24 protein-coding genes and 1 pseudogene are annotated in these 23690 nt (G+C 55.4%); 14 read left to right on the top strand and 11 right to left on the bottom strand.

The features are described from left to right. Positions 1-30 precede the first annotated feature (30 nt). From MWU61_RS13615 to MWU61_RS13595, 5 genes are read right to left on the bottom strand one after another with little or no spacing between them, the layout of a single operon-like run. Entirely contained in the window at positions 31-639 is a 609-nt protein-coding gene (locus tag MWU61_RS13615) for a ferric reductase-like transmembrane domain-containing protein (protein WP_247128923.1), read from the bottom strand. 56 nt (positions 640-695) lie between these two features. Further along, positions 696-1541 carry an NAD(P)H-binding protein gene (locus MWU61_RS13610; RefSeq protein ID WP_247128922.1) on the bottom strand — a complete coding sequence of 282 codons (846 nt, stop codon included), beginning with the start codon at positions 1539-1541 and terminating at the stop codon, positions 696-698. Positions 1542-1600: 59 nt separating this feature from the next. After that, positions 1601-2092: a nuclear transport factor 2 family protein gene (locus tag MWU61_RS13605; protein ID WP_247128921.1), complete on the bottom strand. Its 492-nt coding sequence runs from the start codon at positions 2090-2092 to the stop codon at positions 1601-1603. A gap of 50 nt (positions 2093-2142) precedes the next feature. Continuing rightward, positions 2143-2985, bottom strand: a complete 843-nt coding sequence (locus MWU61_RS13600; protein ID WP_247128920.1) for a nuclear transport factor 2 family protein — start codon at positions 2983-2985, stop codon at positions 2143-2145. 56 nt (positions 2986-3041) lie between these two features. Next, positions 3042-3317 (bottom strand): DUF2218 domain-containing protein, encoded by a 276-nt coding sequence (locus MWU61_RS13595; protein WP_247128919.1) that lies wholly within the window; start codon positions 3315-3317, stop codon positions 3042-3044. A 96-nt stretch (positions 3318-3413) separates the two neighbouring features. Here MWU61_RS13595 and MWU61_RS13590 point away from each other — a divergent pair, with 96 nt between their 5' ends. Further along, complete coding sequence (locus MWU61_RS13590) at positions 3414-4310, top strand: LysR family transcriptional regulator (protein ID WP_247128918.1); 897 nt, start codon at positions 3414-3416, stop codon at positions 4308-4310. A 43-nt stretch (positions 4311-4353) separates the two neighbouring features. Here the strand turns inward: MWU61_RS13590 and MWU61_RS13585 are convergent, their stop codons facing one another. Next, positions 4354-5193 (bottom strand): MoxR family ATPase, encoded by an 840-nt coding sequence (locus MWU61_RS13585; protein WP_247128917.1) that lies wholly within the window; start codon positions 5191-5193, stop codon positions 4354-4356. 186 nt (positions 5194-5379) lie between these two features. On the opposite strand from MWU61_RS13585, the gene dksA reads away from it, so the two are divergent. Then, positions 5380-5802 carry an RNA polymerase-binding protein DksA gene (dksA, locus tag MWU61_RS13580; protein ID WP_247129014.1) on the top strand — a complete coding sequence of 141 codons (423 nt, stop codon included), beginning with the start codon at positions 5380-5382 and terminating at the stop codon, positions 5800-5802. Beyond that, positions 5777-6985: an FAD-dependent monooxygenase gene (locus MWU61_RS13575; protein WP_247128916.1), complete on the top strand. Its 1209-nt coding sequence runs from the start codon at positions 5777-5779 to the stop codon at positions 6983-6985. The genes dksA and MWU61_RS13575 overlap by 26 nt, the downstream gene beginning before the upstream one ends. Here MWU61_RS13575 and MWU61_RS13570 read toward each other — a convergent pair. The 3 genes from MWU61_RS13570 to MWU61_RS13560 all read right to left on the bottom strand — a co-directional run bounded on the left by MWU61_RS13570 (position 6964) and on the right by MWU61_RS13560 (position 10284). Further along, the gene (locus MWU61_RS13570) at positions 6964-7323 is read right to left on the bottom strand and encodes a hypothetical protein (RefSeq protein WP_247128915.1); all 360 of its coding nucleotides are present in this window, start codon (positions 7321-7323) and stop codon (positions 6964-6966) included. The two genes, MWU61_RS13575 and MWU61_RS13570, sit on opposite strands and share 22 nt — an antisense overlap. Before the next feature lie 69 nt (positions 7324-7392). Then, positions 7393-8175 (bottom strand): exodeoxyribonuclease III, encoded by a 783-nt coding sequence (gene xth, locus MWU61_RS13565; protein ID WP_247128914.1) that lies wholly within the window; start codon positions 8173-8175, stop codon positions 7393-7395. A 564-nt stretch (positions 8176-8739) separates the two neighbouring features. Next, complete coding sequence (locus MWU61_RS13560) at positions 8740-10284, bottom strand: sigma 54-interacting transcriptional regulator (protein WP_247128913.1); 1545 nt, start codon at positions 10282-10284, stop codon at positions 8740-8742. Between MWU61_RS13560 and MWU61_RS13555 the strand changes: the two genes are divergently transcribed. From MWU61_RS13555 to MWU61_RS13530, 6 genes are all read left to right on the top strand, one after another. Then, positions 10270-10464: a hypothetical protein gene (locus MWU61_RS13555; protein ID WP_247128912.1), complete on the top strand. Its 195-nt coding sequence runs from the start codon at positions 10270-10272 to the stop codon at positions 10462-10464. The genes MWU61_RS13560 and MWU61_RS13555 overlap by 15 nt on opposite strands. Before the next feature lie 331 nt (positions 10465-10795). Then, positions 10796-12178, top strand: coding sequence for a CmpA/NrtA family ABC transporter substrate-binding protein (locus MWU61_RS13550; protein ID WP_247128911.1), 1383 nt, complete (start codon positions 10796-10798; stop codon positions 12176-12178). A 3-nt stretch (positions 12179-12181) separates the two neighbouring features. Beyond that, a complete protein-coding gene (ntrB, locus tag MWU61_RS13545; protein WP_247128910.1) occupies positions 12182-13015 on the top strand; it encodes a nitrate ABC transporter permease in 834 nt (277 codons plus the stop codon). A gap of 10 nt (positions 13016-13025) precedes the next feature. Next, complete coding sequence (locus MWU61_RS13540; protein WP_247128909.1) at positions 13026-13931, top strand: ABC transporter ATP-binding protein; 906 nt, start codon at positions 13026-13028, stop codon at positions 13929-13931. A 17-nt stretch (positions 13932-13948) separates the two neighbouring features. Further along, positions 13949-14416 carry a cyanase gene (gene cynS, locus MWU61_RS13535; protein ID WP_247128908.1) on the top strand — a complete coding sequence of 156 codons (468 nt, stop codon included), beginning with the start codon at positions 13949-13951 and terminating at the stop codon, positions 14414-14416. Positions 14417-14422: 6 nt separating this feature from the next. Beyond that, positions 14423-14887: a nuclear transport factor 2 family protein gene (locus MWU61_RS13530; RefSeq protein WP_247128907.1), complete on the top strand. Its 465-nt coding sequence runs from the start codon at positions 14423-14425 to the stop codon at positions 14885-14887. 428 nt (positions 14888-15315) lie between these two features. Here the strand turns inward: MWU61_RS13530 and MWU61_RS13525 are convergent, their stop codons facing one another. Next, positions 15316-15651: an acyl-CoA thioesterase gene (locus MWU61_RS13525; RefSeq protein ID WP_247129013.1), complete on the bottom strand. Its 336-nt coding sequence runs from the start codon at positions 15649-15651 to the stop codon at positions 15316-15318. Positions 15652-15808: 157 nt separating this feature from the next. Beyond that, positions 15809-16130 (bottom strand): annotated as a pseudogene (locus tag MWU61_RS13520) (iron-sulfur cluster assembly accessory protein). Between the two features lie 112 nt (positions 16131-16242). On the opposite strand from MWU61_RS13520, the gene MWU61_RS13515 reads away from it, so the two are divergent. The 5 genes from MWU61_RS13515 to argS all read left to right on the top strand — a co-directional run bounded on the left by MWU61_RS13515 (position 16243) and on the right by argS (position 23632). After that, the gene (locus MWU61_RS13515; RefSeq protein ID WP_247128906.1) at positions 16243-17403 is read left to right on the top strand and encodes a deoxyguanosinetriphosphate triphosphohydrolase; all 1161 of its coding nucleotides are present in this window, start codon (positions 16243-16245) and stop codon (positions 17401-17403) included. Positions 17404-17564: 161 nt separating this feature from the next. Next, positions 17565-18176 (top strand): hypothetical protein, encoded by a 612-nt coding sequence (locus MWU61_RS13510; RefSeq protein ID WP_247128905.1) that lies wholly within the window; start codon positions 17565-17567, stop codon positions 18174-18176. Between the two features lie 68 nt (positions 18177-18244). Continuing rightward, positions 18245-20086: a sodium:proton antiporter gene (locus MWU61_RS13505; protein WP_247128904.1), complete on the top strand. Its 1842-nt coding sequence runs from the start codon at positions 18245-18247 to the stop codon at positions 20084-20086. Between the two features lie 18 nt (positions 20087-20104). Then, on the top strand, positions 20105-21793 hold the full coding sequence (locus tag MWU61_RS13500; protein WP_247128903.1) for a DKNYY domain-containing protein: 1689 nt from the start codon (positions 20105-20107) through the stop codon (positions 21791-21793). Between the two features lie 102 nt (positions 21794-21895). Further along, entirely contained in the window at positions 21896-23632 is a 1737-nt protein-coding gene (gene argS, locus MWU61_RS13495) for an arginine--tRNA ligase (protein WP_247128902.1), read from the top strand. Positions 23633-23690 lie beyond the last annotated feature (58 nt).

Below are 23690 nucleotides of genomic sequence, written 5' to 3'. Positions count from 1 at the left end.
TTGATACCACGGTCGCATTCGATGAACACCCTACGCCGTAACACGCTGGCGGCGGCGCGCCCTTATCGACGAGACGCGGTAGATTTCCAAAAGGACGAGTGGCATGAAGTGTACCAAGGCAGGTCCGACACCGCCCCAATCATGTAATGCCGCCCAGTGAACAAGTGTCAGCACAGCAGCGCCGTAAACGAACTGCTGAAGCGTTTTCCAATTGCGGCCCAATTTGCGGACCCAACCGTCTGTTGATGTGATGGCCAGTGGCACGAAGATCAGGAACGCCAGCCAGCCAGTCCAGATATAGAGTTTGGAGATTTCGCCACCGGTGAAGGCCACGGCCCCCTCGTCAATGAGGTAAAGCACCGTATGTGCCAGCGCGTAAAGGAATGCCGCGACGCCAAGGTGACGGCGGCGCTTCATCATCCAGCGTGGCCAGCTTGAATTGCGAAACAACATCATCAGCGGCGTAATCATCATCGTGATAATCATAAACCGCGCGGCGAATTCGCCGGATGGGTGAAGGACGTTCTTCACCGCATCGGGATCGCCAGAGGTCAGCCCGAGGATCATAGGAATGGCCGGCAGGCTTAGCAGAGCCCAGAAGGTGTAGGGATGGTCCCAAATGGATTTGAGTGTGGACATGGGGTTTCTCCGAAAGATCGAGAGTTGTACGATGCGCGGCTGCAGTTCCGTCGCGGTTATTCTGCAAGAGACGCAAAATAATCGCCCCAGCTTTGATGGGGGCGGCCAGTCACTGTCTCGAAACTGCCTATACGGTCATAGCTGCCCCTGCTTATGCCGTCGTAGATGCCGCCGATGATCGGGCCGAAAAAATCGCCCAATTCTGCGGAGCGATCCGCGACAAAGTCTGCCGATGACATTGCGCGATAGGTCAGTTCGGTTTCGAATGCGGCGTTCAGGTGTTCGGCCAGTTGGTTTTGCGTGATGGGCGTGCCGTTCAGGTTGAAGGTCTCACCGTTCAGGTCATCCCTTGCCAGCAAAGCTGTATAGGCATGGGCTAATTCCGACCGCGTGGTGTAACCGCATTTGCCGCTGCCCGCGCTGTTGGCGATCTCGCCTTGGGTACGGTAGCTGTCGATATATTCCACATCCGGTTCGATATAGATCCCGTTGCGCCCGATTGCCCAGTCAAGGCCACTGGCGCGGATGTCCGCCTCGGTCTGGCGATTGCTTTGGACCACGGGGGAAAAGGCCGTGCCTTCAATGGGGCCCTGAATGCTGGTGTAGACGATTTTGCGCACCCCTGCGGATTTCGCGGCCTCGATTACATTGCGATGCTGCTGAATGCGATCTTCCGGCGGGGCGATGCCGGACACGAGGATCAAGGCATCGATGCCTTTGAGGGATGCGCGCAGATCGTTTGGTTTATCATAATCGCCGAGGCGAACGTCGATACCTAGGCCTTCCACGCGGGCGGGAGTGCGGGCCAGACCTATGACGTTGTCTGTACCAAATCTGCCGATGAGTTTGAGCGCGATTTCGCGGCCCAATTGTCCGGAAACGGCGGTGACGGCGTAAATCATAAGTTTCTCCTACGGGCGGGGGAATGGCCCGATTGGCGGGCCATTCCAGTCGGTAAATATCAGCCGTGATATGCTTGGCTGATTGCGAAGCTGTCTTCGAACCAGTGCCAAAGAACGACCTGTCCATCACGGACCTTGGCGCGCAGGGCGAATGTGAATTCACCCGTTTCTTTGCCTGAATGTGTTGTGATGCCGTTCATTACACCGAAAACGGCCACGGTATCGCCCGATGCGAAGGCGTCGGTGTTTTCCCATTTGGTGGTTTGCAAGTTTTCGGAAAAGACGCCGAGGAAGGTAAAGATGTTTTTCTTGCCACGGGTCTCGCCGATCCACGGCAGGCTTTCGTCGCCTTCATTGTGCCAAACCATGTCATCGGCCATCAGGCTGTTCATTTTTTCCATGTCACCCGATCCCATCGCGCCCATAAAGGCCATGACTGTATCGAATGATGCTTGTGTTTCTTCATCCATTTCTTGTGCTCCTGCTTGTGTTCCAAGGATGATCGCCAGCGATGCGCCGAGCGACGTTGTGAGTAGTGTTCTACGGTTCATTTTATGCTCCTGTTTGGTGCGCTGCGGGCGGGCCGCGGCGCTACGGTGGATTAGAATTTGCCGGCTTCATTGTGTGCCGCGTCTGCGGCTGGCATCGGCGCGATGACATCCCAATGTTCGACGATCAGCCCGTCTTCGACGCGGAACAGGTCGTAAAATGCGGTGGGGTCTTCACCGAGCGTGCCTTCGGACATTGTCAGTACGAAGTTGCCTTCGCCGATGACCTTATGGACCTTGGTGTAGTCCATGCTGATACCTTGCTGGGCCATCTCAGCCATGAATGCGCCGAAGCCTTCCAATCCATCTGCAACCATCGGGTTGTGCTGAATGTAGGTGACGGGGCTGATGTAATCGGTGATGTTGACTTCAGCATGTTCGATCAATGATTTGGTCAGGAAATCTTCAACCAGCGCCTTGTTCGCTTCGGTTTGATCAAGATCGGTGATTTCGGTCGCGCCGTCGATCTGGCTGCGGCCTGACGGGTTCAGGGGCTGTTCGGTGATCAGGTTGTCCCAGTGTTCAGCGATCTTGCCGTCCTCGACACGGAAAACGTCGAAACCAATGACCGGATCGGGACCGAAGCCTTCGTAACGGGCATGGACGGCGACGATATTATCATCGGCGATTACGCGGATATATTCAGCGCTAAAGTCACCATTGCCGGACAAGAAGCCAACAACGCCTTTTTGGGCTTCGATGCCGTTTGCGAACATGTCGTTATGCTGGATAATGTCGGTCGCGAAATACTGATCAACAGCGTCGACATCGCCCGCCAAGAGCGTGTTTTCCAACGCCTCAAGAACAAATGCCTTGTTTTCCGCGCTGTCAGCTATCGCGGTGATTGGTAGTGCAACCGCGATAGCGGCGGTGGCCATAAGTGTTTTCATAGTCATGTTTATCTCCAGGTTTCAGGGGTGATTTGGTCGGGTCGATGGGTGGAATGCGTGGCTTAGTGCCATTCGATTTGCGGGTTCTCGCGGAAAGCGAAACGTTCGAGGTGACTGGCAATAATCTGTGCTGTTTTGTCGAGATCGGCCTTGTTTTCCGCGGACACTTTCATGTCGAGCGCGCCGCCGTTCACGGCCAATTCGCACTGTCCAAACGGGAGGTCGATCCGGCCAGTATTGCCGTCGAGTTCTACCGGAACCTTATGGCCGAAGTGCTTGCACAGCGTGCCGAGATAGCGTCGCGCCTGTTCTGTCTTGAATGTTGTTTCTGCGTTCATCGGGGTGTTCCTTCAGTGTTGAAAACACATCTAGCCCCGTTGATCTGTTTCGAATACGGTATGAAAATTGACTTCATAGTTCCGAAAAAGAGATCAATGATTAACCACCTGAAACACATGGCCGTTTTTGCCCGCGTCGTTGATAAAGGGTCCTTTCGCGCCGCCGCACAGGATCTTGGCGTGGCCCCGTCGCGCGTCAGTCAGACGATCACTGATCTTGAAAGCTATCTCGGCACGACCCTGCTTTATCGCACGACACGCAAGCTTGCGCTGACGGGTGAGGGCAGAACGCTTTATCGACGCGTCACGGAAATGTTGCGCAGTGCCGAAGCTGGGTTCAATGAAATCAACGCCAACACGAATGACCCAGTTGGTGCGCTGCGCGTGTCCGTTCCGGCGTTTCTGGCTATGTCCGATCTTTCAACCGCCATGGCCAATTTTATCAAACGGTATCCGAACGTGGCGCTTTCACTGTACTATAATGATCGCAAGGTCGAGATCATCGAAAACGGGTTCGATCTTGCCATCAAAGCGGGTTCGCTTGCGGACAGTGCGATGATGTCTCGCAAGCTAGGCGCTATCCCGCGCGCGTTGGTCGCCGGTGTCGAATACGCAGCCGCCCGTCCGGTCCCCCAGCGGCCTCGCGACCTCGAAGATTGGGATTGGATCCAGTACCAGCAGCGTTCAGACACGGTCGACCTGTTGTCCGAAAAGGGCAAAATGGAAAAGGTCGGCGGGCAATCGCAGATTGAGGTTGATAGCGTCAACGCGCTCTATCATTTCGCCCAGCAAAATGTGGGCACAACAGTGCTGACGGAAAATCTGGCGGCGCAAGGGGTCGCGTCCGGCGCGCTTGTCCGCTTGTTGCCCAAGTGGCGGCCGCCCGACATTGATCTGCACGCTGTGTGGCCAGATTCGTCACGACGGGAAAACCTGACACTACTGTTCGTGCGGTTCCTTGCTGATGAACTTGGCCGCGAAGCGAAATCCTAAGCTGGGCGGTAAATGGCGCGCGAGCGCCAATGCTGAGGATCGATTACCGCCCGCCGCGCGCCATGAATGCCAGCCGTTCGAAGAGGTGAACGTCTTGTTCGTTTTTCAGCAGCGCGCCGTGTAGTTTGGGCAATGCGTTAGCACCGTCGCGTTTTAGGTCTTCTGGCGAAAGATCTTCGGCCAACAACAGTTTGAGCCAATCGATGACTTCCGATGTCGACGGCTTCTTCTTCAAACCCTGCGTTTCGCGGATTTCGTCGAATTGCGTCAGCGCTGCCGTCAGCAGGGCGTCTTTGATCCCCGGATGGTGGACTTCGACGATTTTGCGCAGTGTCTCCATGTCCGGGAACCGGATGTAGTGGAAGAAGCAACGGCGCAGAAACGCGTCTGGCAATTCTTTCTCGTTATTTGACGTGATGATGACGACAGGCCTGTTAACCGCTTTGACAGTTTCTCCGGTCTCGTAAACGTGAAACTCCATCTTATCGAGCTCTTGAAGCAGGTCGTTCGGGAACTCGATATCGGCCTTGTCGATCTCATCAATCAGCAAAACGGATCGGCGTTCAGCCGTGAAAGCCTGCCACAGTTTGCCGCGCCGGATGTAGTTCGACACGTCGTTGACCTTTTCATCCCCAAGTTGACTGTCCCGCAGGCGGCTGACGGCATCATATTCGTACAGACCTTGCTGTGCTTTCGTCGTAGATTTGACGTGCCATTCAATCATGGGCATGTCTAACGCCGCGCTGACCTGACGGGCGAGTTCTGTTTTGCCTGTGCCCGGCTCGCCTTTAACGAGCAGGGGGCGTTCCAGCGTGACGGCCGCATTCACCGCCATCTTAAGGTCGTCAGTCGCGATGTAGTCGTCGGTGCCGGTAAATTGCATAAGTCATGTCCTTGGTTTCGCTGGATACATTACCAGCAATGCGTCCAGCTTCAACACCTCGCGATAAACGGTAAAAGGGGGTGACAATTCAAAGGTTAGGGCGTAAACGACCCACAGTTCAGTGGGGGTCCGGACATGTCTGATAATTTAGCTGATGCGTCCGTTGACCAAGTGAGGGAAATTGACATGAAAGCCGAAGTTTTCTTGCCAGAGGATTATCGCCCGGCCGAAGACGAACCGTTTATGAATGATCGCCAGACAGAGTACTTCCGCCGGAAGCTGTTGGCGTGGAAAGCGGACATTGTTGAAAACAGCTCTGATACAGTGGCAAGCATGAAAGACCAGACGCGCAACATCCCTGATGTTGCCGATCGTGCGTCCGAAGAAACCGACCGTGCGCTGGAATTGCGTACACGGGATCGCGAACGCAAACTAGTGTCCAAGATTGATGCAGCGCTGCGCCGGATCGAAGAAGACGAATACGGGTACTGTTCTATCACAGGCGAACCGATCAGTCTGAAACGTCTGGACGCACGTCCAATCGCCACGATGAGCCTTGAGGCGCAGGAGCGTCACGAGCGTCGTGAAAAAGTTCACCGCGACGACTAAGGTCGGATTGGTGCAAGCAAACAAGGGTCGCCGTGTTGCCGTTATCGGGGCAGGGATCGGCGGCCTGACCACCGCATTGGCGTTTGCCCTGACAGGCGCAGAGGTCACGGTTTACGAACAGGCAGACGCACTGACCGAAGTCGGGGCAGGTCTGCAAATTACCCCAAATGGTGCGCGGGTTTTGAACGCGCTTGGCCTTGAAGATGCTTTGACTGCTGTCGGCATTGCTGCACAGGCCGTGTGTCCCATGGATGCGATGACGGGCCGCCAGATCGCGCGGTTCGATCTGACCACACAAAACCCTGTCTACCGTTTTTATCACCGTGCTGATTTGCTGGCCGTTCTAGTCGACGGGTGTCGCAAAGCGGGCGTGACGATAAAGCTGGGGTGCCGCATTGATACCGTGTCATCGGATGGTCGGTTCGTCGCAGATGGCGAGACGATTGAGCCGCTTTTGACGATTGGCGCGGATGGTCTGCATTCCAGTACGCGGCCATTACTGAATGGGCCAGAAAAGCCGTTCTTTACCGGACAAGTTGCGTGGCGTGCGTTGGTGCGTCGCGAAGATGCCGCGCCGTGCGCCCAAATCTGGATGGCACCGGGCCGACATGTCGTGACTTATCCGCTGCGGGACGGGATGCTGAATGTCGTTGCCGTTCAGGAACGCTCCGATTGGGCCGCCGAGGGCTGGCACCACGAAGATAGCCCTGCGAACATGCAAGCCGTGTTTGCGGATATGGGCGATGACCTGCAGGGTATTCTGGCAGATGTGACGGAGCTGCGGTTATGGGGCTTGTTCCGCCATCCAGTTGCTGACCACTGGCAGCAGGACGGTATCTTGGCCTTGGTCGGGGATGCCGCACATCCTACGCTGCCATTTCTGGCACAAGGCGCGAACCTCGCGATTGAAGATGGGTTGGCGCTGGCCGCCTGTTGCCAGCATGATCCGTCGTTGGAGCGGGCATTGGAGAATTACCAAGCGCTCCGCCGCCCGCGCGTCTCTAAGGCTATCAAGGCGGCTAATGCGAATGCGCGCAATTATCATTTGGATGGTGTGCAACGCAGGATTGCGCATGCGGGTCTAGGCGTGTTGGGGGCCATTGCGCCTAATGCGTTTCTTAGTCGTTTGGCGTGGCTTTACGATCATGATGCCGCAGCGGTTCACCAGTTTGCGGCAGTTTGATGCGTCACATTGTCGATCACCGTATGTGACGAAAAATCGACCCGGTAGACTTGGCGGTCAATGTCCATATAGACCCAACCATCCTGTACGGGGGGTAGCCCGTAATAATCCGCCATAATGATCACATTGTATTCGCCACGCGGCAGCGTCGTACCTGCATCAAGCATATCAACCATTGGTGCACGGCGTTGCCGCAGTTGGGGTTTGGCAGTGGTCGGTTCTCCCGCGACAACACACGATGCGCCAGTCGTTTGCATCGCGCAGCTTTGCGCGGTCGCGGTCAGAGGAATCGAGGACGCGGTCAAGAGAAAACCGACAAAAGTGATTAACTTCAGCATGATACAAGCCCTTCTTTATATGCAATGTTGCGTAAAGAACGGGCAGTCAGCGAAAAAGTTCCGACTATTTTAGGCTTTGATGTCGACCCAGACCGGTACGTGGTCGGATGGCTTTTCACGGCCACGGACCTCTTTTTCGATCCAGCAGTCCTGCAGCATATCCGCGCATTGTGGTGTTAGCAGGAAGTGGTCGATGCGGATGCCGTCGTCTTTGTTCCATGCACCGGCTTGGTAATCCCAGAAGCTATAGTGGCCGGGGCCGACGGCGCGGGACCGGAACGCTTCGGTAAACCCAAGGTTCAGGATTTTGCGGAAGGCCGCGCGGCTTTCGGGGCGGAAAAGCGCGTCGTCGGTCCAGACTTCGGGGCGTTTGGCGTCTTCGGGCTGCGGGATGATGTTGTAATCGCCCGCCATCAGTGCGGGCATTTCATCCGCGAGCAACTGTTGGCCGCGGGCGTATAGCCTTTCCATCCAAGCGAGTTTGTAATCGTATTTCGGGCCAGGGGCAGGGTTGCCGTTGGGCAGGTATAGACCGCAAACGCGCACGGCGTCGGTTTCGCCAATCACCGTGGCCTCGATCCAGCGGGCCTGTTCGTCTTCGTCGTCACCGGGTAGGCCGCGTGTGACGTCTTCCAATGGGAGTTTCGACAGAATGGCGACGCCGTTGAAACCCTTTTGGCCGTGGGTTTCGACAGTGTAGCCGAGGTCTTCGATCACTTCGCGGGGGAAACCTTCATCGACGGATTTGATTTCTTGCAGAAGGGCCACGTCAGGCGCGCTTTCTTTAAGCCAGTCGGTCAATGCGTTGATCCGAGCTTTGACACCGTTGATGTTGAAAGTCGCGATTTTCATGGATGGCCCCCGATTGCTTGGGGTGTTCATAAAGCGGAGTTCCGATGATTGAAACGGGGCAGGCGACGGTTTGTTGGGCAAAGGGGGCGGGGATCACCAGATATCCTCCCGTCGATGACCGCTTTGCGGACTTTCCAGCCATTCATTTTCGTATTCCGAAGGTGCAGCATGCGTTCACACTCGCGACACGAATTGCTCTGCACTACATCATCTGTCGCCAGACCGGTCATTCGCAAAAGTGGTATCAATAAGAACAAAGAACGTATTTTCACTGCAAACTGATCCGGCCAACGATCCGGTGGACAAAGCGCCAATGCTTTGCCGCGTAGGGATCTTGCTTCGGCCCTCCTTTTGCAGATCAGTCCACTGCAGCCCCAGAACCACTATTCAATACCAACCATTGCGCCTGGCATCGAAATCCCGCTGGGCGCATTCATGGCAGGTGAACTTAGCCTTTAAAAAGGGTCCGCCCACAGCCTTCCGGATGAGCTGCTTGGCGTTTAGTCATGCGAACCGATGTAGGCTTTGGCGGTCTTCGCGACTTTCTGCACACCCGTCAATCATTCACCAGTCATTTTCATTCAATCCCAGTTTTTTGAGCCTTGAATAGAGTGTTGTCGGCTTGATGCCGAGCAATGTTGCCGCCCCTTTTGCCCCGGAAACCTTTCCATCAGCTTCTTTCATGCAGGCGATGATATTGGCTCGACGGATTTGCTCCACGTCCGCTTCGGTGAGCAAGGCAGACGTCGGCGCGGATCCCGGTACAACCTGGCTCTGGATCTCAACTTGTAACTTGTCGGATTGCGACACGATGGCACCGCGTTCGATGACGTTTGCCAGTTCGCGCACGTTGCCGGGCCAGTGGTAGTCTTGCAGCTTTCGCATTGCCCCTTCGGTGACGACAGGGACCTTTCGACCGAGCCGCTTGCAGGCAATGCGCAGCAGATGGGCGGTCAGGATCGGGACGTCCTCCGGCCTATCCCGTAAAGAAGGACACAGAATAGGAAAGACCCCAAGGTGCAGCATGAGGTCCTGACGCAAACGCCCTGCCTGCACTTCACGGTCAACGTTGCGGTTGGTCGATGCGATCACACGTAGATCAAGGCTGCGGCTGCGATCATCGCCCAATCGGGTCACCACTCTGTTCTGCAATGCATCGAGTAGGTGGCCCTGTAATTCGATAGGAATGTCTGCAACCTCATCAATGAACAAGGTGCCGCCATGTGCCAATTCCAACTTTCCTGGCCGATCCTTGAGCGCCCCGGCAAAGGCACCACGGACTTGGCCGAACAACTCACTTTCAATTTTCTCAGGGCTTACGGCTCCAGCCTTGAAGTGGATCATAGGGCGGCGTTTACGGCTGCTTTCGTCATGGACAGCTGACGCCACAAGGGATTTCCCGACACCGTTCTCGCCACGGATCAGGACGCTTGTATCGGTTGGGCCTACAAGTTCGATCTGCCTGATGACCTCCTGAATTGCTTCCGAGCGCCCGATAATGTCGTGATGTGCCCGCTCGATACTGATCGCTTCCTGTAGGTATGCGTTTTCCTCTTCCAGCTGATGATGCAACGCAGCAACTTGATCCATTGCGTCCCGCAATTTGCGTTCGTTTTCCCAGCGTTCCGTGATGTCGCGAAAGATCACCACCGCACCGACCAATTTGGGTCCGTCGTAGATTGGGGTGGAGACGTATTCGACCCGGATCGGTTTGCCATCCTTACGCCAGAATACTTCGTCTTCGATCCGGTTGACCTGCTCATACCGGAAGGATTGATAGATCGGACATTCGTGCGATGGATATTGTTCGCCGTTCAGGTGGTGATGGTGAATTTTTGCGTGGATATCGTGGCCCAGAAGGTCTTGGGTTGTCCAACCAAGCATTTCCTGCGCTGCGCGGTTCACAAAGGTTGTTTTGCCATCGGCGTTGACCCCGTAAATCCCCTCGCCAGCGGCGTTCAGGATCAATTGGTTTTCGCGTTCCAGATCCGCAAAGAAGCTTTGCGCGCGTTGCCATTCCATCAGGCCGCCGTTGTAGATTTTTCCGGCCTCAACCTCAGCTGCGTGTTGTTCAAGGGTCTCAAGATCAAGCACATGCAAAAGCAGCATGTCCTGACCGTCGTGATGTATAGCCCGCCCCGTGACCTCACATTGCAGGGGCGATTGGTCCGCATTTTGGAGAGTCACCTGCCGGGTCCAAGCTGTGCCTCGGTGTTGAACCTCTGTGATGAAGACGACGAAGGTCTCCATGCCTGCGGCAACGAAGCGGGCGAAGTGCGATCCAGTTAGGGCATCATCCCCTAAAAGTGTTTCAGCCTCTTTCGTCGCTGCCAAAATTTGATCCCGGCCAAGATGAATTAGGATCGTAGGGCCAATTGCGCCAGCGAGAAAAGAATCGTGAGGGAGATCGGTATCAAGCATCCTTTGATGAAGGATAAGCACGCGCCCATGAGCAATACGAAATATCGTAATTTACGAAATTTCGTAATAATTCGTGGGCTGTTCTTCTATTATTGCTTTGAAATTAATCAAAAAATCCATTTTTTGATTTCTTAACGAATGCCTTCAATTGTCGATACCCCGCTGCCAGCATGGAGAAAATCAACAGCGAGGTTGCAACATGACTGTCAAATCACTGGGTAATCCCTTCTCTTCCGAAACCGATCTGCGGCACGCCGCCGATTGCGGCTGCCACACCTGTAGCGCACCCAAACCCGATGCTGCGGACAGCATTGACCTGTCCACCTCCGAAGGCATGTTGGAGCGCGCGGTCGAAAGCGCAATTGTGCGGTCAGTTTTTGGACAAAGCGACATCGGGCGTCGGTCTTTTATGGGCATGATGGGTGGGTCGACGATGGCCGCTGCACTGGCGTCTGTTTTTCCACTGAACGAAGCGAAAGCCGCTATCCTCGACAATCTTGGGCCACCTGAAAAGACCGACCTGAACATTGGTTTTGTGCCGATCACCTGTGCGACGCCGATCATTATGGCACAGCCTTTGGGTTTTTATGAGCGTTACGGCCTCAATGCCCAAGTGATCAAAACCGCGGGTTGGGCCGTTGCGCGTGACAAGTCGCTGAACGGGGAATACGACGCCTCGCACATGCTGACGCCGATGCCATTGGCGATGACACTTGGGGCGGGGTCGGTTGCGGAGCCTTACATCATGCCAGCCGTTGAAAATATCAACGGGCAAGCCATCGTGCTGTCTAACGAACACCTCGATAAGCGTGACCCGAAACAGTGGAAGGGCTTCACCTTCGGCGTGCCGTTTGAGTATTCGATGCACAACTTCCTACTGCGGTATTATGTGGCCGAGTTTGGTCTGGACCCAGATGTCGATATCCAGATCCGCGTCGTCCCACCGCCAGAAATGGTTGCAAACCTGCGTGCCGGTAACCTTGACGGGTATCTGTCGCCTGATCCGTTCAACCAGCGTGCCGTCTATGAAGGCATTGGTTTCCTTCACCTGCTGACAAAAGAAATCTGGGAAGGCCACCCATGCTGCGCTTTCGCGGCACCCCTGTCCTTTGCCACAGAGTTGCCGAACACCTACGGTGCGCTTTTGAAATCGATCATCGACGCGACGCAGTACGCGTCAGCGCCGGAAAACCGCAAGGAAATCTCAGAAGCGATTGCCCCGACCAACTACCTCAACCAGCCGGTGACCGTGATCGAGCAGGTTCTGACCGGAACCTACGCCGACGGCTTGGGCGAGGTGCAGCGTGTGCCCGACAGGATCGATTTCGATCCATTCCCATGGCACTCCATGGGCGTATGGATCCTGACGCAGATGAAACGTTGGGGCTATATCGAAGGCGACGTGGATTACCGCGGCGTGGCGGAGCAGGTCTACCTTGCTGCTGACTGTAAGAAAGTGATGGAAGACCTCGGTTACGAGGCACCGGACATCACCTACAAGTCGCATACGATCATGGGCAAAACCTTTGATCCTGCGAAACCGGAAGAATACGTCAGCAGCTTCCCAATCGGGAAAGGGTAAGCCATGGGCACCCTTTCGATAAACCAACGTGCTGCATTGTTGTCGGTTGTCATGTTGGTTGTCGGCCTCCTGATTTGGGAGGCCGCCATCCCGGCACAAAAGGCCGCTGAAGAGTTGACCGAATACGAAATTCTAACCGGCGCTGGCGCCCCAAAGGCGGGTGTCCCGCCACCCAGTCAGGTCATTGCCAAGGCGTGGGAACAACTCAGTAACCCGTTCTATGATGCGGGGCCCAACGACAAAGGCATTGGCATTCAAATCGGATATTCGATTTATCGTGTCCTGACGGGTTATTTTCTGGCCGCCTTGATCGCCATTCCTTTCGGGTTCCTAATCGGGATGAGCCAGGTTGCGTACAAGGCCTTCAACCCGTTTATTCAGGTACTGCGTCCGATCTCGCCGCTCGCTTGGATGCCGCTTGCGTTGTTCATTATCGGTGACAGTGAAGCATCGGCGATCTTCGTGATCTTCATCTGCTCAATCTGGCCCATGCTGATCAACACCGCCTTCGGTGTGGCTGGCGTCCGTGAGGATTGGGTCAACGTCGCCCGCACCCATGAGCTGGGACCAATTCGAACGGCCTTCACTGTGATCCTGCCTGCGGCTGCGCCGACCATTCTGACTGGCATGCGCATCTCGATCGGTATCGCGTGGCTGGTGATTGTGGCCGCTGAAATGCTCGTCGGTGGCACCGGCATTGGCTACTACGTGTGGAACGAATGGAACAATCTTGATCTGACGTCCGTCGTTTTCTCAATCCTCATGATTGGTGTGGTGGGCATGCTACTCGACGCCATGTTCGGCCTGCTGCAGCGCCGTGTCACCTACGCCGAATAAAGGAAGAGCCATGAAACCGTTCTTAAGTATCGACAAACTCACCCAACGGTTCCCGGATGGGAACGGCGGCGAGTTGACTGTTTTCGAAAACGCCTCCTTCGGTGTCGAGAAAGGCGAATTCGTGGTGATCCTTGGCCATTCCGGCTGCGGTAAGTCGACGATCATGAACATCCTCGCAGGGTTGGCAGACCCGACCAGCGGTGTTGTCACGATGGATGGCTACGAGGTCCGTGGTCCCAGCCTCGACCGAGGCGTCGTGTTCCAGAACTATTCTTTGCTGCCATGGCTGACGACGCTAAAGAACGTCACGTTTGGGGTTAAGGCCCGGCATCCGGAATGGACCAAGCAGCAGGTCGAAGAACATGCGACCAAGTTCCTTGCGATGGTGGGGCTTGAGGGGGATGTGATCCACCGCAAGCCGAGCCAATTGTCGGGTGGCATGCGCCAGCGGGTGTCAATTGCGCGCGCCTTTGCAAACCACCCAAAACTGTTGCTGCTGGATGAGCCTTTCGGCGCACTTGATGCCCTCACACGCGGGACCATTCAGGACGAGCTGCTCAAGATTTGGGGTCAGATGGAGCAAACGGTGTTCATGATCACCCATGACATCGACGAAGCGATCCTACTGGCCGACCGCATCTTGCTGATGACAAACGGACCGCACGCGCGGGTTGCCGAAAGTGTCGAAATCACAATCCCGCGCCCGCGCAATCGGACCGAAATTGTCGAACACCCGAACTACTATGCGATCCGCAACCATTTGGTGCAGTTCCTTGGCAAACGATCAAAGGAACTGGCCGGACAGCCAACGGAAGCAGGCGAAATGAATAAGCCCAAAACGGTCAAGATCAACTTGACCGATTCCGCAGAAGATTCCGAAGACAAACGACCTGCCTTGAAAGCAGTGAATAGCTAAGACCGGAGGAGACCAACATGAAAGACCTCACAATGACTGAGATGATGACCAAAGAAGACGTCACCGCCATGATCCTGTCCGCCAAGAAACAGGCTGGCCTAACATGGGAAGAGATCGCCGAAAAAATCGGCATGTCTCCTGTCTGGACCCATTCCGCCGCGATGGGCATGAACGCCTTTCCGGTCGAAAAAGCCACGTTGATGGTCAGCGTCATAGGCCTGCCGCAAGAAGCGGAAAGCGTCTTGGCCGAAAGCCCCACAAAGATTTGGGAACAAGCCGTGCCGACCGATCCTTGCATTTACCGTTTTTATGAAATCGTCGGCGTTTATGGCCCGACCCTCAAGGCGTTGATCCAAGAGAAATTCGGAGACGGGATCATGTCCGCCATTGATTTCGACATGACCGTTACGCGCGTTGAGAACCCAAAAGGTGATCGCGTAAAGGTCGAGATGTCGGGCAAATACCTTGGCTATAATAGCTGGTAGGCCGCAATGACCCGTATGCCAGTGCCGCCCTTTTCCTACGATGATGCAGTCAAAAAAGTCCGCATGGCCGAAGATGCGTGGAACACACGTGATCCCGACAAGGTGGCACTGGCTTACACGCCCGATACCAAATGGCGCAACCGATCCGAGTTCCTGAATGGCCGGGACGAAGTGCGCGTTTTTCTGACCCGTAAGTGGTCGCAGGAAAACGGATACCGGTTGATCAAGGAAATCTGGGCGCATAGCGACAATCGCATCGCTGTACGCTTTTGCTACGAATACCATGACGAGAGCGGCAACTGGTTCCGCGCCCACGGCAATGAAAACTGGGAATTTGACGCCGAGGGCTACATGGCCGTGCGCCACGCCTCAATCAATGATGTCGCGATCACTGAGACCGAAAGGCTGTTTCATTGGCCGCATGGGCCTAGGCCATCAGAACATGGCGGTTTGTCTGATCTCGGACTGTAAACGAAGAGTATCAAGAGAGCTTGGCAGCGACTGAGCGTCATTTTTATTGCCGTATCAACGATAAAAGAGGGCTTAAATTGAAGAACGGCGGGCCTGTCATCGATTAGGATGCCTACTCACATATGAACGGGATTTATCTACAGCAGGACCTGCCTTTAGACCGAATGTCTCAGAAGTTCGCGACCCGAATAATTTCCGCCCAATTCTTCTCCGCACCATGAAGGAATGGCCGCTATCCTTACCGCCGCGTAGCCTAGCCTACCTAGTATCCGCGGCGATTGGCCTGCTGCGAGCGCACACAGCACAAATTACCTAGTTACGGTATGGGCTCGTTGCGGACCTTCACGGTATTTCGCACGAAGATCCATGTTGCCGTTTTGGAGTCAGTACTTGAAGTGAAGTTCAAAGGCGTGTGGCGTACGACGTGGTTAGCTGTCGAACACGGGCCGCGCTTTTCCATCATCGTCAAGCGCCACAAAAACAAAGTCCGCGTCTGTCACTTTCGCGGCTTTATCGGAATAGCGCGGGCGGCCCCATGCGTCGACGTGGATGCGCATGGATGTGCGGCCGACTTTGCGTAGGGTGGCGTAGAGGGTGACTTCATCCCCGACTTTGACGGGGCGTAGGAATTGCAGCGCCTCGACCGATACCGTGGCGCAGCGCCCTTGGGATACGCGGCCTGCCATGTTGCCTGCTGCGAGGTCCATCTGGGACATCAGCCAGCCGCCAAAGATATCGCCGGAAGGGTTCGTGTCCGCAGGCATCGCGATCGTGCGAATGACAAGCACGCCTTCGTCCTGCTGACGCCCATGCGATCCGCGTTGTTGGCCCAGCTCAAGCGTTTTGTCAGTGTCGTCAGTCATTTGCGCAGTATCCTTTGGCCAATCTTTCCCTATTAGTGGGGCAGAATAGCCGGAAAGGCTACATTGAAAAGGACGTGCCGCAGCCGCAGGATGATGTCGCGTTGGGGTTTTCAATGACGAACCGCGCGCCGATCAATTCCTCGGAGAACGTGATCACGGCGTCCGTCAGAAAAGGCAATGAGACGCTGTCGATCAGGACTTTTTCGCCTTGGCCCTCAAGGATCAGATCGTCTTCTTTCGGTTCGTCCAGATCAATCTCGTATTGGAAGCCGGAACAGCCGCCGCCTTCAACGGCGACGCGCAATGCCTTGCGCCGCTGCACCAATCTCGGCGAGACGTTCAAACGCGCGTTCTGTGACTTTTGGGGGCAGGGTTAGCATCTTGGCACCTTACGATCTGGTTACGTTTGCAATATAGAGACGGCAGGCAAACACAACAAGACCGTCGCAGGGCAATGCGATGACTTGTGAAGATAAAAGGGCAGGGACACCAATGGCAGCCCCCTATGCAACCGACCCCGCAAATCCGCGCGGGCGGCTTTATCCTGAGGTGGAAAGCACCTTTCGGTCTCCGTTTCAGCGCGACCGCGACCGGATTATCCATGCGAGCGCCTTTCGGCGGTTGAAACATAAGACCCAAGTGTTCGTGGAACATGAAGGCGATTATTTCCGCACACGTTTGACCCATTCGATTGAGGTGGCACAGGTGGCGCGGACTGTGGCCGCGGCGCTGGATTTGAACGTCGAACTGACTGAGGCTGTCGCGTTGGCCCATGATCTGGGGCACACGCCCTTTGGTCACACTGGCGAAGAGGCGTTGGATGCATTGATGGCCCCATATGGCGGGTTTGATCATAACGCGCAGGCCTTGCGGATCGTGACTGATCTGGAACGGCATTACGCCGAATGGGACGGGCTGAACCTGACGTGGGAGACGCTGGAAGGTATCGCAAAGCACAACGGGCCTGTGACGGGTGACATTCCCTATGCGCTGTCTGCGTACAACGACCGTCATGATCTGGAACTGCATACCCATGCCAGCGCCGAAGCACAGGTTGCCGCTTTGGCGGACGATATTGCGTATAATAACCATGACTTACACGACGGTCTTCGTGCGGAGTTGTTCAGCACGGATGACCTTGCGGAGCTGCCGATCCTGGATGATTGCTTCAAACGGGTGGATCACAAATATCCGGGGTTGAATTACTACCGTCGCCGGCATGAAGCCTTGCGCCGCTTCTTTGGTATTCTCGTGGAAGATGTGATTGTTCTGGCCCGCCGTAATCTGGCGGAGCTTGATCCGCATTCTGTGCATGATGTCCGTCACGCTGGTCGTATGGTGATCCAGTTTACGCCCGAGATTTGGAAAGACTTGAAGGTTATTCGCCAGTTCTTGTTCGAACGGATGTACCGCGCCCCTGCAGTCGTCGAAATGCGGGTAGAGGTCACGGCCATGGTCGACTCGCTTTTCCCGTTTTTCATGGAAAACCCGCAAGAATTGCCCAAACAATGGCGCAAGGACGTGGATGCGGCCCCTGATCAGATCACGCTGGCGCGCATCGTGGCGGATTACATTGCGGGCATGACAGACCGGTTTGCGATCCAAGAACACGGGCGTCTTTTGGGTGGGGTATCCGGTCTCAAGGGAACGTGACGTTTGGTCACCTAATAATTGGTTAACAAAAGGTTAATTTCCGCAGATTTGACATATTCTCGTCACCCAAAAGACGTGCGCGACTAGTCTTTTGCGCTCAACAAAAGGTTCCGCGCTTTCATGCGCAGGCGCCACGCGATTGAGACGAGAAGGGTAGTTCTGTGAAGCCAACGCATATCTTATGCGGCGTTTTGTGTGCGCTGTGCATTGATGCAGGTGCCACAATTGCGGCGACCACGATATACACGGATAGGGCTGCATTCGATATTGCGACAGGTGGCAGTCTCAATTTTGAAGATTTCAGTGATACGACTTTCGAGAACGTAGCGATCAGTTCGGATGCCGGTTTTGTCACCAGCGGCTTTTTCCGCGACAGGCCGACGCCAAGCAGCTTTTTTCAGTCAGGCGATACGACCACCTACACGTTTGCGTCGCCGACCACCGCATTTGGTGGTGATTTTGACCTGTCGCCGCGCGGAAACGGAAATGGGTTGCGGTTTGTCCTGAGCAACGGAGAGATCGTTTCGGAAGAAATCGGTGCGCCGTTCGAAGGATTTTGGGGGTTCGTTTCGGATTTGTCCTTTACGTCCGTGACTGTTCAGGCTGGATCTGGCCCAGGTCGTGCTGAAACCCATAATTTCGACAACTTTTCTTTCGGGTTGGCGCAGCCTGTGGCGCCAGTTCCGGTGCCGGCTGGATTGCCGCTTTTGCTGACTGGATTGCTGGCTTTTGTGGGCTGGCGGCACCGGATGGGACGCAAAGCTGCGGTTTAACTGGTTTCTCTCCCCTTGTGATCTAGGTTTTGCGTGATAGGCAATACGCCTGCGACAGGAGAATACCCATGGCCACTGAAACCACGACGGGCCTTAGCCCCGTTGAAGCAATCGCCCTTGTTGGCGCTTTAGGCGTTGGATCACAGTGGCTTGCGTGGCGTTTAAGGATGCCTGCGATTGTCCTGATGTTGGTCGCTGGCATCATCGTCGGGCCTGTCTTGGGGATATTTGATCCGATCCGTGACATCGGCCCGTTGACCGCGCCGATGATTTCGATTGCCGTGGCGATTATCCTGTTTGAAGGCGGGATGACCCTGAATTTCCATCACCTGCGGGATGCGGCTGTTGGTGTGCGCAGGCTTGTCTTTATTGGTGCCCCGCTTGGCTGGCTAACGTCGGTGCTGGCGCTGCATTATGGGGCAGGGATCGGCTGGGAAAGTGCGGCTGTCTTTGGCGGGATCATGATCGTGACGGGCCCCACGGTGATCGCGCCGCTTTTGCGCACAGCGCGTTTGTCGCGCAGGCCAGCTGCATTGCTGCAGTGGGAAGCCATCGTAAACGATCCCATCGGGGCGTTGGCGGCTGTATTCGCGTTCTCTGTCGTTTTGGTTCTGAACACCGAAGGTGCGACCCCCATGGACGCCGCAATCGAGCTAATCTTGGGCATTGTTGTCGCGTCAGTTCTGGGGTGGCTCGCGGGCTACGGGTTATCTCGTGCGTTTAAACAAGCGCTTGTGCCGGAATATATGAAGGTCCCCGTGTTGTTCACGCTGCTGTTGGCGACATTCGCCGTATCGGACGCGGTGCTGCACGAAAGCGGTCTATTAGCTGTGACCGTCATGGGCGTTGTGATCGCGAACGCGAACCTGCCCAGCTATACCGAATTGCTACGTTTCAAAGAACACGCGACCGTTCTGTTGGTATCGGGTGTTTTCATTTTGCTGGCAGCCAACCTTGATTTTGCAGCGTTGGCCAAGTTGGACATGCGTGCGGTGATCTTTGTGCTGGCCGTCGTATTTGTGGCGCGTCCCGTGACTGTATTTGTGTCGTTGATCGGGTCAAAGCTGCCATTCAAGGAACAGGTTTTGGTGGCCTTTACCGGCCCGCGTGGTGTCGTGTTGATCGCCGTGGCAGGGCTGTTCGGGGAACGCTTGCAAGAACTGGGCATTCCTGACGCAGACTTGATCGGGCCATTGGCGTTTGTTCTGGTGGCCGTGACCGTTGTGATCCACGGCTTCACCTTGGCCCCGTTTGCACGGCTCTTGGGCCTGACAGGTGCAAGCACGCCGGGGGTTATCTTGATCGGTGGATCGCGCTTTACGACTGGCTTGGCCGAAGCGTTGCAGAAGGCTGAGATTCCGGTGCTGATGACTGATCCCAACTTTGGTCACTTGCGCCGTGCGCGGAGTGCAGGGATCGCGACGTTCTCTGGTGATATCCTATCGGAAGCTGCAGAGAACCGGCTTGAGTTTATCAACTACGCAACCTTGGTCGCCGCGACTGATAACGATGCCTACAACACCTTAGTCGCAACCGATTTGTCCCCTGAATACGGCCGCGACAACGTCTTCCAGATCATGCGCGAAAAATCGGAAAGTGCGCGGCATCAATTGCCCCGCACGTTGGGTGGGCAACGATTTGGCCCCGATCAGTCTTATCACGATCTTGAAGCGATGGTAGAGGATGGTTGGACGTTCCGCGTGACACGTCTGACGGAAGAGTTCGATTTTGACGCTTGGCGCGCCGAACATGCTGACAGTATTTTGTTGGGCTGGTGGCCTGATGGCGGTGCGATCAAGCTGGTGCGGTACGACACCGAAATTAAAAGTGGGGCCAACGTGCGCTTGATTGCGTTGCGTCCTGCAGAAGACAGGGCAGGGACGCAACCGCCGTCGGACGCAAAAGGGTGACAGAAGCGGGGCTGCGACATGAGTAATCATAGCGATACGCTGCCTAAATCTTACCGTCGTGCGTTGGTCATCGTGGTGTTGCTTGTGGTGGCATATGTTTTCGTGTGGCGGCCCTTGTTTCAGGACAGAGATGCGCCCGCGCAGCGCAGCGGTGCGACAACCGGCTATGTCGTCGAGGACGGGAAAATGGCCTGGCGGCCGATGTCGGGTGTCGATAAATTTGTGGTCAATGTCCTGACGCTAGGGCTAGCTGCCAATTCCGAGACGGTGAACGGGCGGACACTGGATACAGCCGATATCGAGAGCTTTCGCGTCATCGCGGGGCGCTACGGTCTCGATCGCACGCGGGTTTGGCTGGAAGGTCGCCAGATCGTAGGCGCTGATCCAGCGACGTTTGCGGTTTTGGAACGTGGTTTTGCCCATGACGCTTTTCAGGTTTGGAAAGGTGGCACGCAGGTGATGTCGTTGCCTGCAGGAGAGACGCCTTTGATCGAAATCCATTCAGATCATATACTATCGATTGGCGAAGAGACTTGGTTTGCCAGCATCCCTGCGTTTGAGCTGCCCGAACGGCCCGTCACCGAGCCGCATCATTATTGCCGCCATTGGTTAAAGATGAACGGAGCCATTTGGGAGGGGGCGACACGGCTTTATGATCTGGATGCGGCAGATCCGGTCGAGATGCTTGATTGTGATACGCGCGTCTCGACACAGTTTAAGGACGGTGTCGGCACGGAAGACTTGTCGGCTAACGCTGGACTGCTGATCCGTCAGGGGCCCGACATCACGCGGCTCACTTTGCTACATGATGTGGTGGACGTGATGACATTTCCTGAACCAATCGAGCAGGCCGGCTTTGTTGGGTCAGGCATTGGTCGTGACGCCGTCTATTTGGCGCGTGGCAGATCTGGGCAGGTCTATGCGACGCGACTGACAAAGTCGTCGCCAATCCAGCCAATTGGTACGTTCGCGGCGCTGCCCAGTGACGATGATATGATATTTGATGACGCGTTCTGGATGGGTGCGGATTATTTTACTGTCGTGCCTGCGGAAGCTGTGACCGATGCGCACGTCGTGAACCAAGGTTCAGGCATCCGCGTTGGCCGTTACGCGCATGTTGGTGGTGCACTGTTTAACAGGAATGAAATCCTCGCGCATCCGGGCGATTTGCCTGTGCGGTTTTTGGGCGAAGATACCGTTCTGATCGGCTCAACTTGTATGGATTTCGGGGAGTTTGTGACGGATGTCATTGATCCAACTGCCGACGAAAGAGAGGTCAGAGATAACTGTAGCACGATGCGGCGGCCAGAAACTGTTCTTTATGATGGTTTACGCATTGCCTTCTGGCCGCGATTGTTACCTATCGGGTTTACAGAAACGGACCCAGTCATGGAAATCTTGGACATTGGATCGCTTGCGATAACAAACGTGTCGGACGCGCCGATTGATTTGTCACCCGAATTTCTGGCCGGTTTTTATCTTCGGATTAACAGGACGGAGATTACGCGCCCCGATGATGCGTGGCCGGATGGTGGGTTGCGGTTGGAAGCAGGGGCCAGCCATACTTGGACTTATAACGTACACACTAACGCCGACCCGACATATTGGGCTTGGACGTTGAAGATGGTGCATAACGTCGAGCGGTCAAAGATTTTCGACAGCGATCCATTTTACATTGCAACTGGCCAATTTGTTGGAGGGAATTAGGCTGTTGTTGCCGTTACGCGCCCGCAAGCACCGTCCCGGCAATTGACCTAGACGCCAAGAGTGTTAGACGGACGACTTACCTTTGAGAGATGTGAAAACGCTATGAACCTTTTTGCTGATATCCGGGCTGTTGTGATCGACAGTCTTGACGCGCTTGTTGCTGACGGCACTTTGCCGGACGGTTTGTCCACGACCAATGTGTCTGTGGAACCGCCACGAGACGCAGCACATGGTGATATGGCGACAAACGCCGCGATGGTTTTGGCGAAACCTGCCAAGATGAACCCGCGGGCGATTGCAGAAGCTCTGGCAGGCAAGCTGACGGCTGATGCGCGGATTGCGTCGGCAGAAGTTGCGGGACCCGGTTTCCTGAACATGCGGTTGAACGCGGATGTGTGGCAGGGCGTGGTGAAGGCCGCGTTGACTGACCCGTCCTACGGCAAGTCCGATCTCGGTCAGGGCAAAAAGATGATGGTGGAATATGTGTCCGCCAACCCGACTGGGCCTTTGCACGTTGGTCATACGCGGGGCGCTGTGTTTGGCGATGCGCTGGCGACGCTCCTGTCCTACGCAGGCTACGACGTCACCAAAGAATACTACATCAACGATGGCGGTGGTCAGGTCGATGTGCTCGCGCGGTCTGTGTTCCTGCGGTATCAAGAGGCGCACGGCCAAGAGGTTGCGTTCGAGGACGGAACTTATCCGGGTGATTATCTGATCCCGGTGGGCGAAGGGTTGAAAGAAAAAGTTGGCGACGCGTACCTCGGGAAGTCAGAGGATGTTTGGCTGCAAGACGTTCGCGAATTTTCCACAGAGAAAATGATGGACCTGATCCGCGACGATCTGGCGTCTTTGAACGTCGAAATGGACAACTTCTTTTCTGAAAAATCGCTTTACGGCACAGGCCTGATTGAATCCGCGATTGCGGAGCTAAAGGAAAAGGGCCTGATCTACCAAGGCACGCTTGAACCACCAAAGGGCAAAATGCCGGATGACTGGGAAGCACGTGAGCAGACCTTGTTCAAATCTACTGACTTTGGCGATGACCAAGATCGGGCTGTGCAGAAATCTGACGGGGCGTGGACCTATTTCGCGCCGGATATTGCGTACCACTACGACAAGGTAAAGCGCGGCTATGATGCGTTGATCAATGTCTTTGGGGCGGATCACGGCGGCTATGTGAAGCGGATGAAAGCGGCTGTGTCTGCGCTGTCTGACAACAAGGTGCCGTTGGATATCAAGCTGACGCAGCTTGTGAAGCTGTACAAAAACGGTGAGCCGTTCAAGATGTCCAAACGGGCAGGGACGTTTGTGACCCTGCGCGATGTGGTGGACCAAGTGGGCGCAAGCGTCACACGGTTCCACATGCTGACCCGTAAAAACGATGCGCCGCTGGACTTCGATTTCGCGAAAGTGCTGGAGCAGTCCAAGGACAACCCTGTGTTCTACGTGAACTACGCTTATGCGCGGGTGAATTCAGCCAAGGCGAAAGCGGCTGCGTTTGCGGACGTGTCGGACGCCACTTTGGCAGGGATTGATTTGTCAGGTCTCACGAATGAGGCCGAACTGACTGTTGCGAAGAAACTGGCTGAATGGCCGCGTTTGGTGGAAATTGCCGCCAAGGGGCACGAGCCGCATAAGATCGCGTTCTACCTCTATGAACTCGCGTCAGACTTCCATGCGCTCTACAACAAAGGCAACGATGATGTGTCGCTGCGCTTTGTCCAAGAGGGTGACGTTTCGACAACACAGGCGAAAATTGCGCTGATCAGCGCCGTTTCTGTTGTGATCGTGGCTGGGTTGGGTATTCTTGGGGTTACTCCTGCGGAAGAGATGTAGATCAACTGCACCGTCGCGGGGGCGAGCAAACTCTAGATGATCAGTCCCCGCCTGACTT

This window comes from Loktanella sp. F6476L, from assembly GCF_023015725.1.
GTDB lineage: Bacteria > Pseudomonadota > Alphaproteobacteria > Rhodobacterales > Rhodobacteraceae > Yoonia.
The sequence above is the reverse complement of the archived record's forward strand: the minus strand, read 5'-3'. Positions and strand labels throughout refer to the sequence as shown.

Excerpts from the sequence above, each read along its gene's own strand:
- MWU61_RS13605 (WP_247128921.1), bottom strand. The coding sequence starts at position 2,092 with ATGAACCGTAGAACACTACTCACAACGTCGCTCGGCGCATCGCTGGCG.
- MWU61_RS13585 (WP_247128917.1), bottom strand. The coding sequence starts at position 5,193 with ATGCAATTTACCGGCACCGACGACTACATCGCGACTGACGACCTTAAG.
- MWU61_RS13590 (WP_247128918.1), top strand. The coding sequence starts at position 3,414 with ATGATTAACCACCTGAAACACATGGCCGTTTTTGCCCGCGTCGTTGAT.
- MWU61_RS13515 (WP_247128906.1), top strand. The coding sequence starts at position 16,243 with ATGGCAGCCCCCTATGCAACCGACCCCGCAAATCCGCGCGGGCGGCTT.
- MWU61_RS13570 (WP_247128915.1), bottom strand. The coding sequence starts at position 7,323 with ATGCTGAAGTTAATCACTTTTGTCGGTTTTCTCTTGACCGCGTCCTCG.
- MWU61_RS13595 (WP_247128919.1), bottom strand. The coding sequence starts at position 3,317 with ATGAACGCAGAAACAACATTCAAGACAGAACAGGCGCGACGCTATCTC.
- MWU61_RS13500 (WP_247128903.1), top strand. The coding sequence starts at position 20,105 with ATGAGTAATCATAGCGATACGCTGCCTAAATCTTACCGTCGTGCGTTG.
- dksA (WP_247129014.1), top strand. The coding sequence starts at position 5,380 with ATGAAAGCCGAAGTTTTCTTGCCAGAGGATTATCGCCCGGCCGAAGAC.
- MWU61_RS13600 (WP_247128920.1), bottom strand. The coding sequence starts at position 2,985 with ATGACTATGAAAACACTTATGGCCACCGCCGCTATCGCGGTTGCACTA.
- MWU61_RS13530 (WP_247128907.1), top strand. The coding sequence starts at position 14,423 with ATGACCCGTATGCCAGTGCCGCCCTTTTCCTACGATGATGCAGTCAAA.
- MWU61_RS13560 (WP_247128913.1), bottom strand. The coding sequence starts at position 10,284 with ATGCTGCTTTTGCATGTGCTTGATCTTGAGACCCTTGAACAACACGCA.
- cynS (WP_247128908.1), top strand. The coding sequence starts at position 13,949 with ATGAAAGACCTCACAATGACTGAGATGATGACCAAAGAAGACGTCACC.
- MWU61_RS13615 (WP_247128923.1), bottom strand. The coding sequence starts at position 639 with ATGTCCACACTCAAATCCATTTGGGACCATCCCTACACCTTCTGGGCT.
- MWU61_RS13555 (WP_247128912.1), top strand. The coding sequence starts at position 10,270 with ATGCAAAAGCAGCATGTCCTGACCGTCGTGATGTATAGCCCGCCCCGT.
- MWU61_RS13540 (WP_247128909.1), top strand. The coding sequence starts at position 13,026 with ATGAAACCGTTCTTAAGTATCGACAAACTCACCCAACGGTTCCCGGAT.
- MWU61_RS13610 (WP_247128922.1), bottom strand. The coding sequence starts at position 1,541 with ATGATTTACGCCGTCACCGCCGTTTCCGGACAATTGGGCCGCGAAATC.
- MWU61_RS13505 (WP_247128904.1), top strand. The coding sequence starts at position 18,245 with ATGGCCACTGAAACCACGACGGGCCTTAGCCCCGTTGAAGCAATCGCC.
- ntrB (WP_247128910.1), top strand. The coding sequence starts at position 12,182 with ATGGGCACCCTTTCGATAAACCAACGTGCTGCATTGTTGTCGGTTGTC.
- argS (WP_247128902.1), top strand. The coding sequence starts at position 21,896 with ATGAACCTTTTTGCTGATATCCGGGCTGTTGTGATCGACAGTCTTGAC.
- MWU61_RS13550 (WP_247128911.1), top strand. The coding sequence starts at position 10,796 with ATGACTGTCAAATCACTGGGTAATCCCTTCTCTTCCGAAACCGATCTG.
- MWU61_RS13525 (WP_247129013.1), bottom strand. The coding sequence starts at position 15,651 with ATGCCTGCGGACACGAACCCTTCCGGCGATATCTTTGGCGGCTGGCTG.
- xth (WP_247128914.1), bottom strand. The coding sequence starts at position 8,175 with ATGAAAATCGCGACTTTCAACATCAACGGTGTCAAAGCTCGGATCAAC.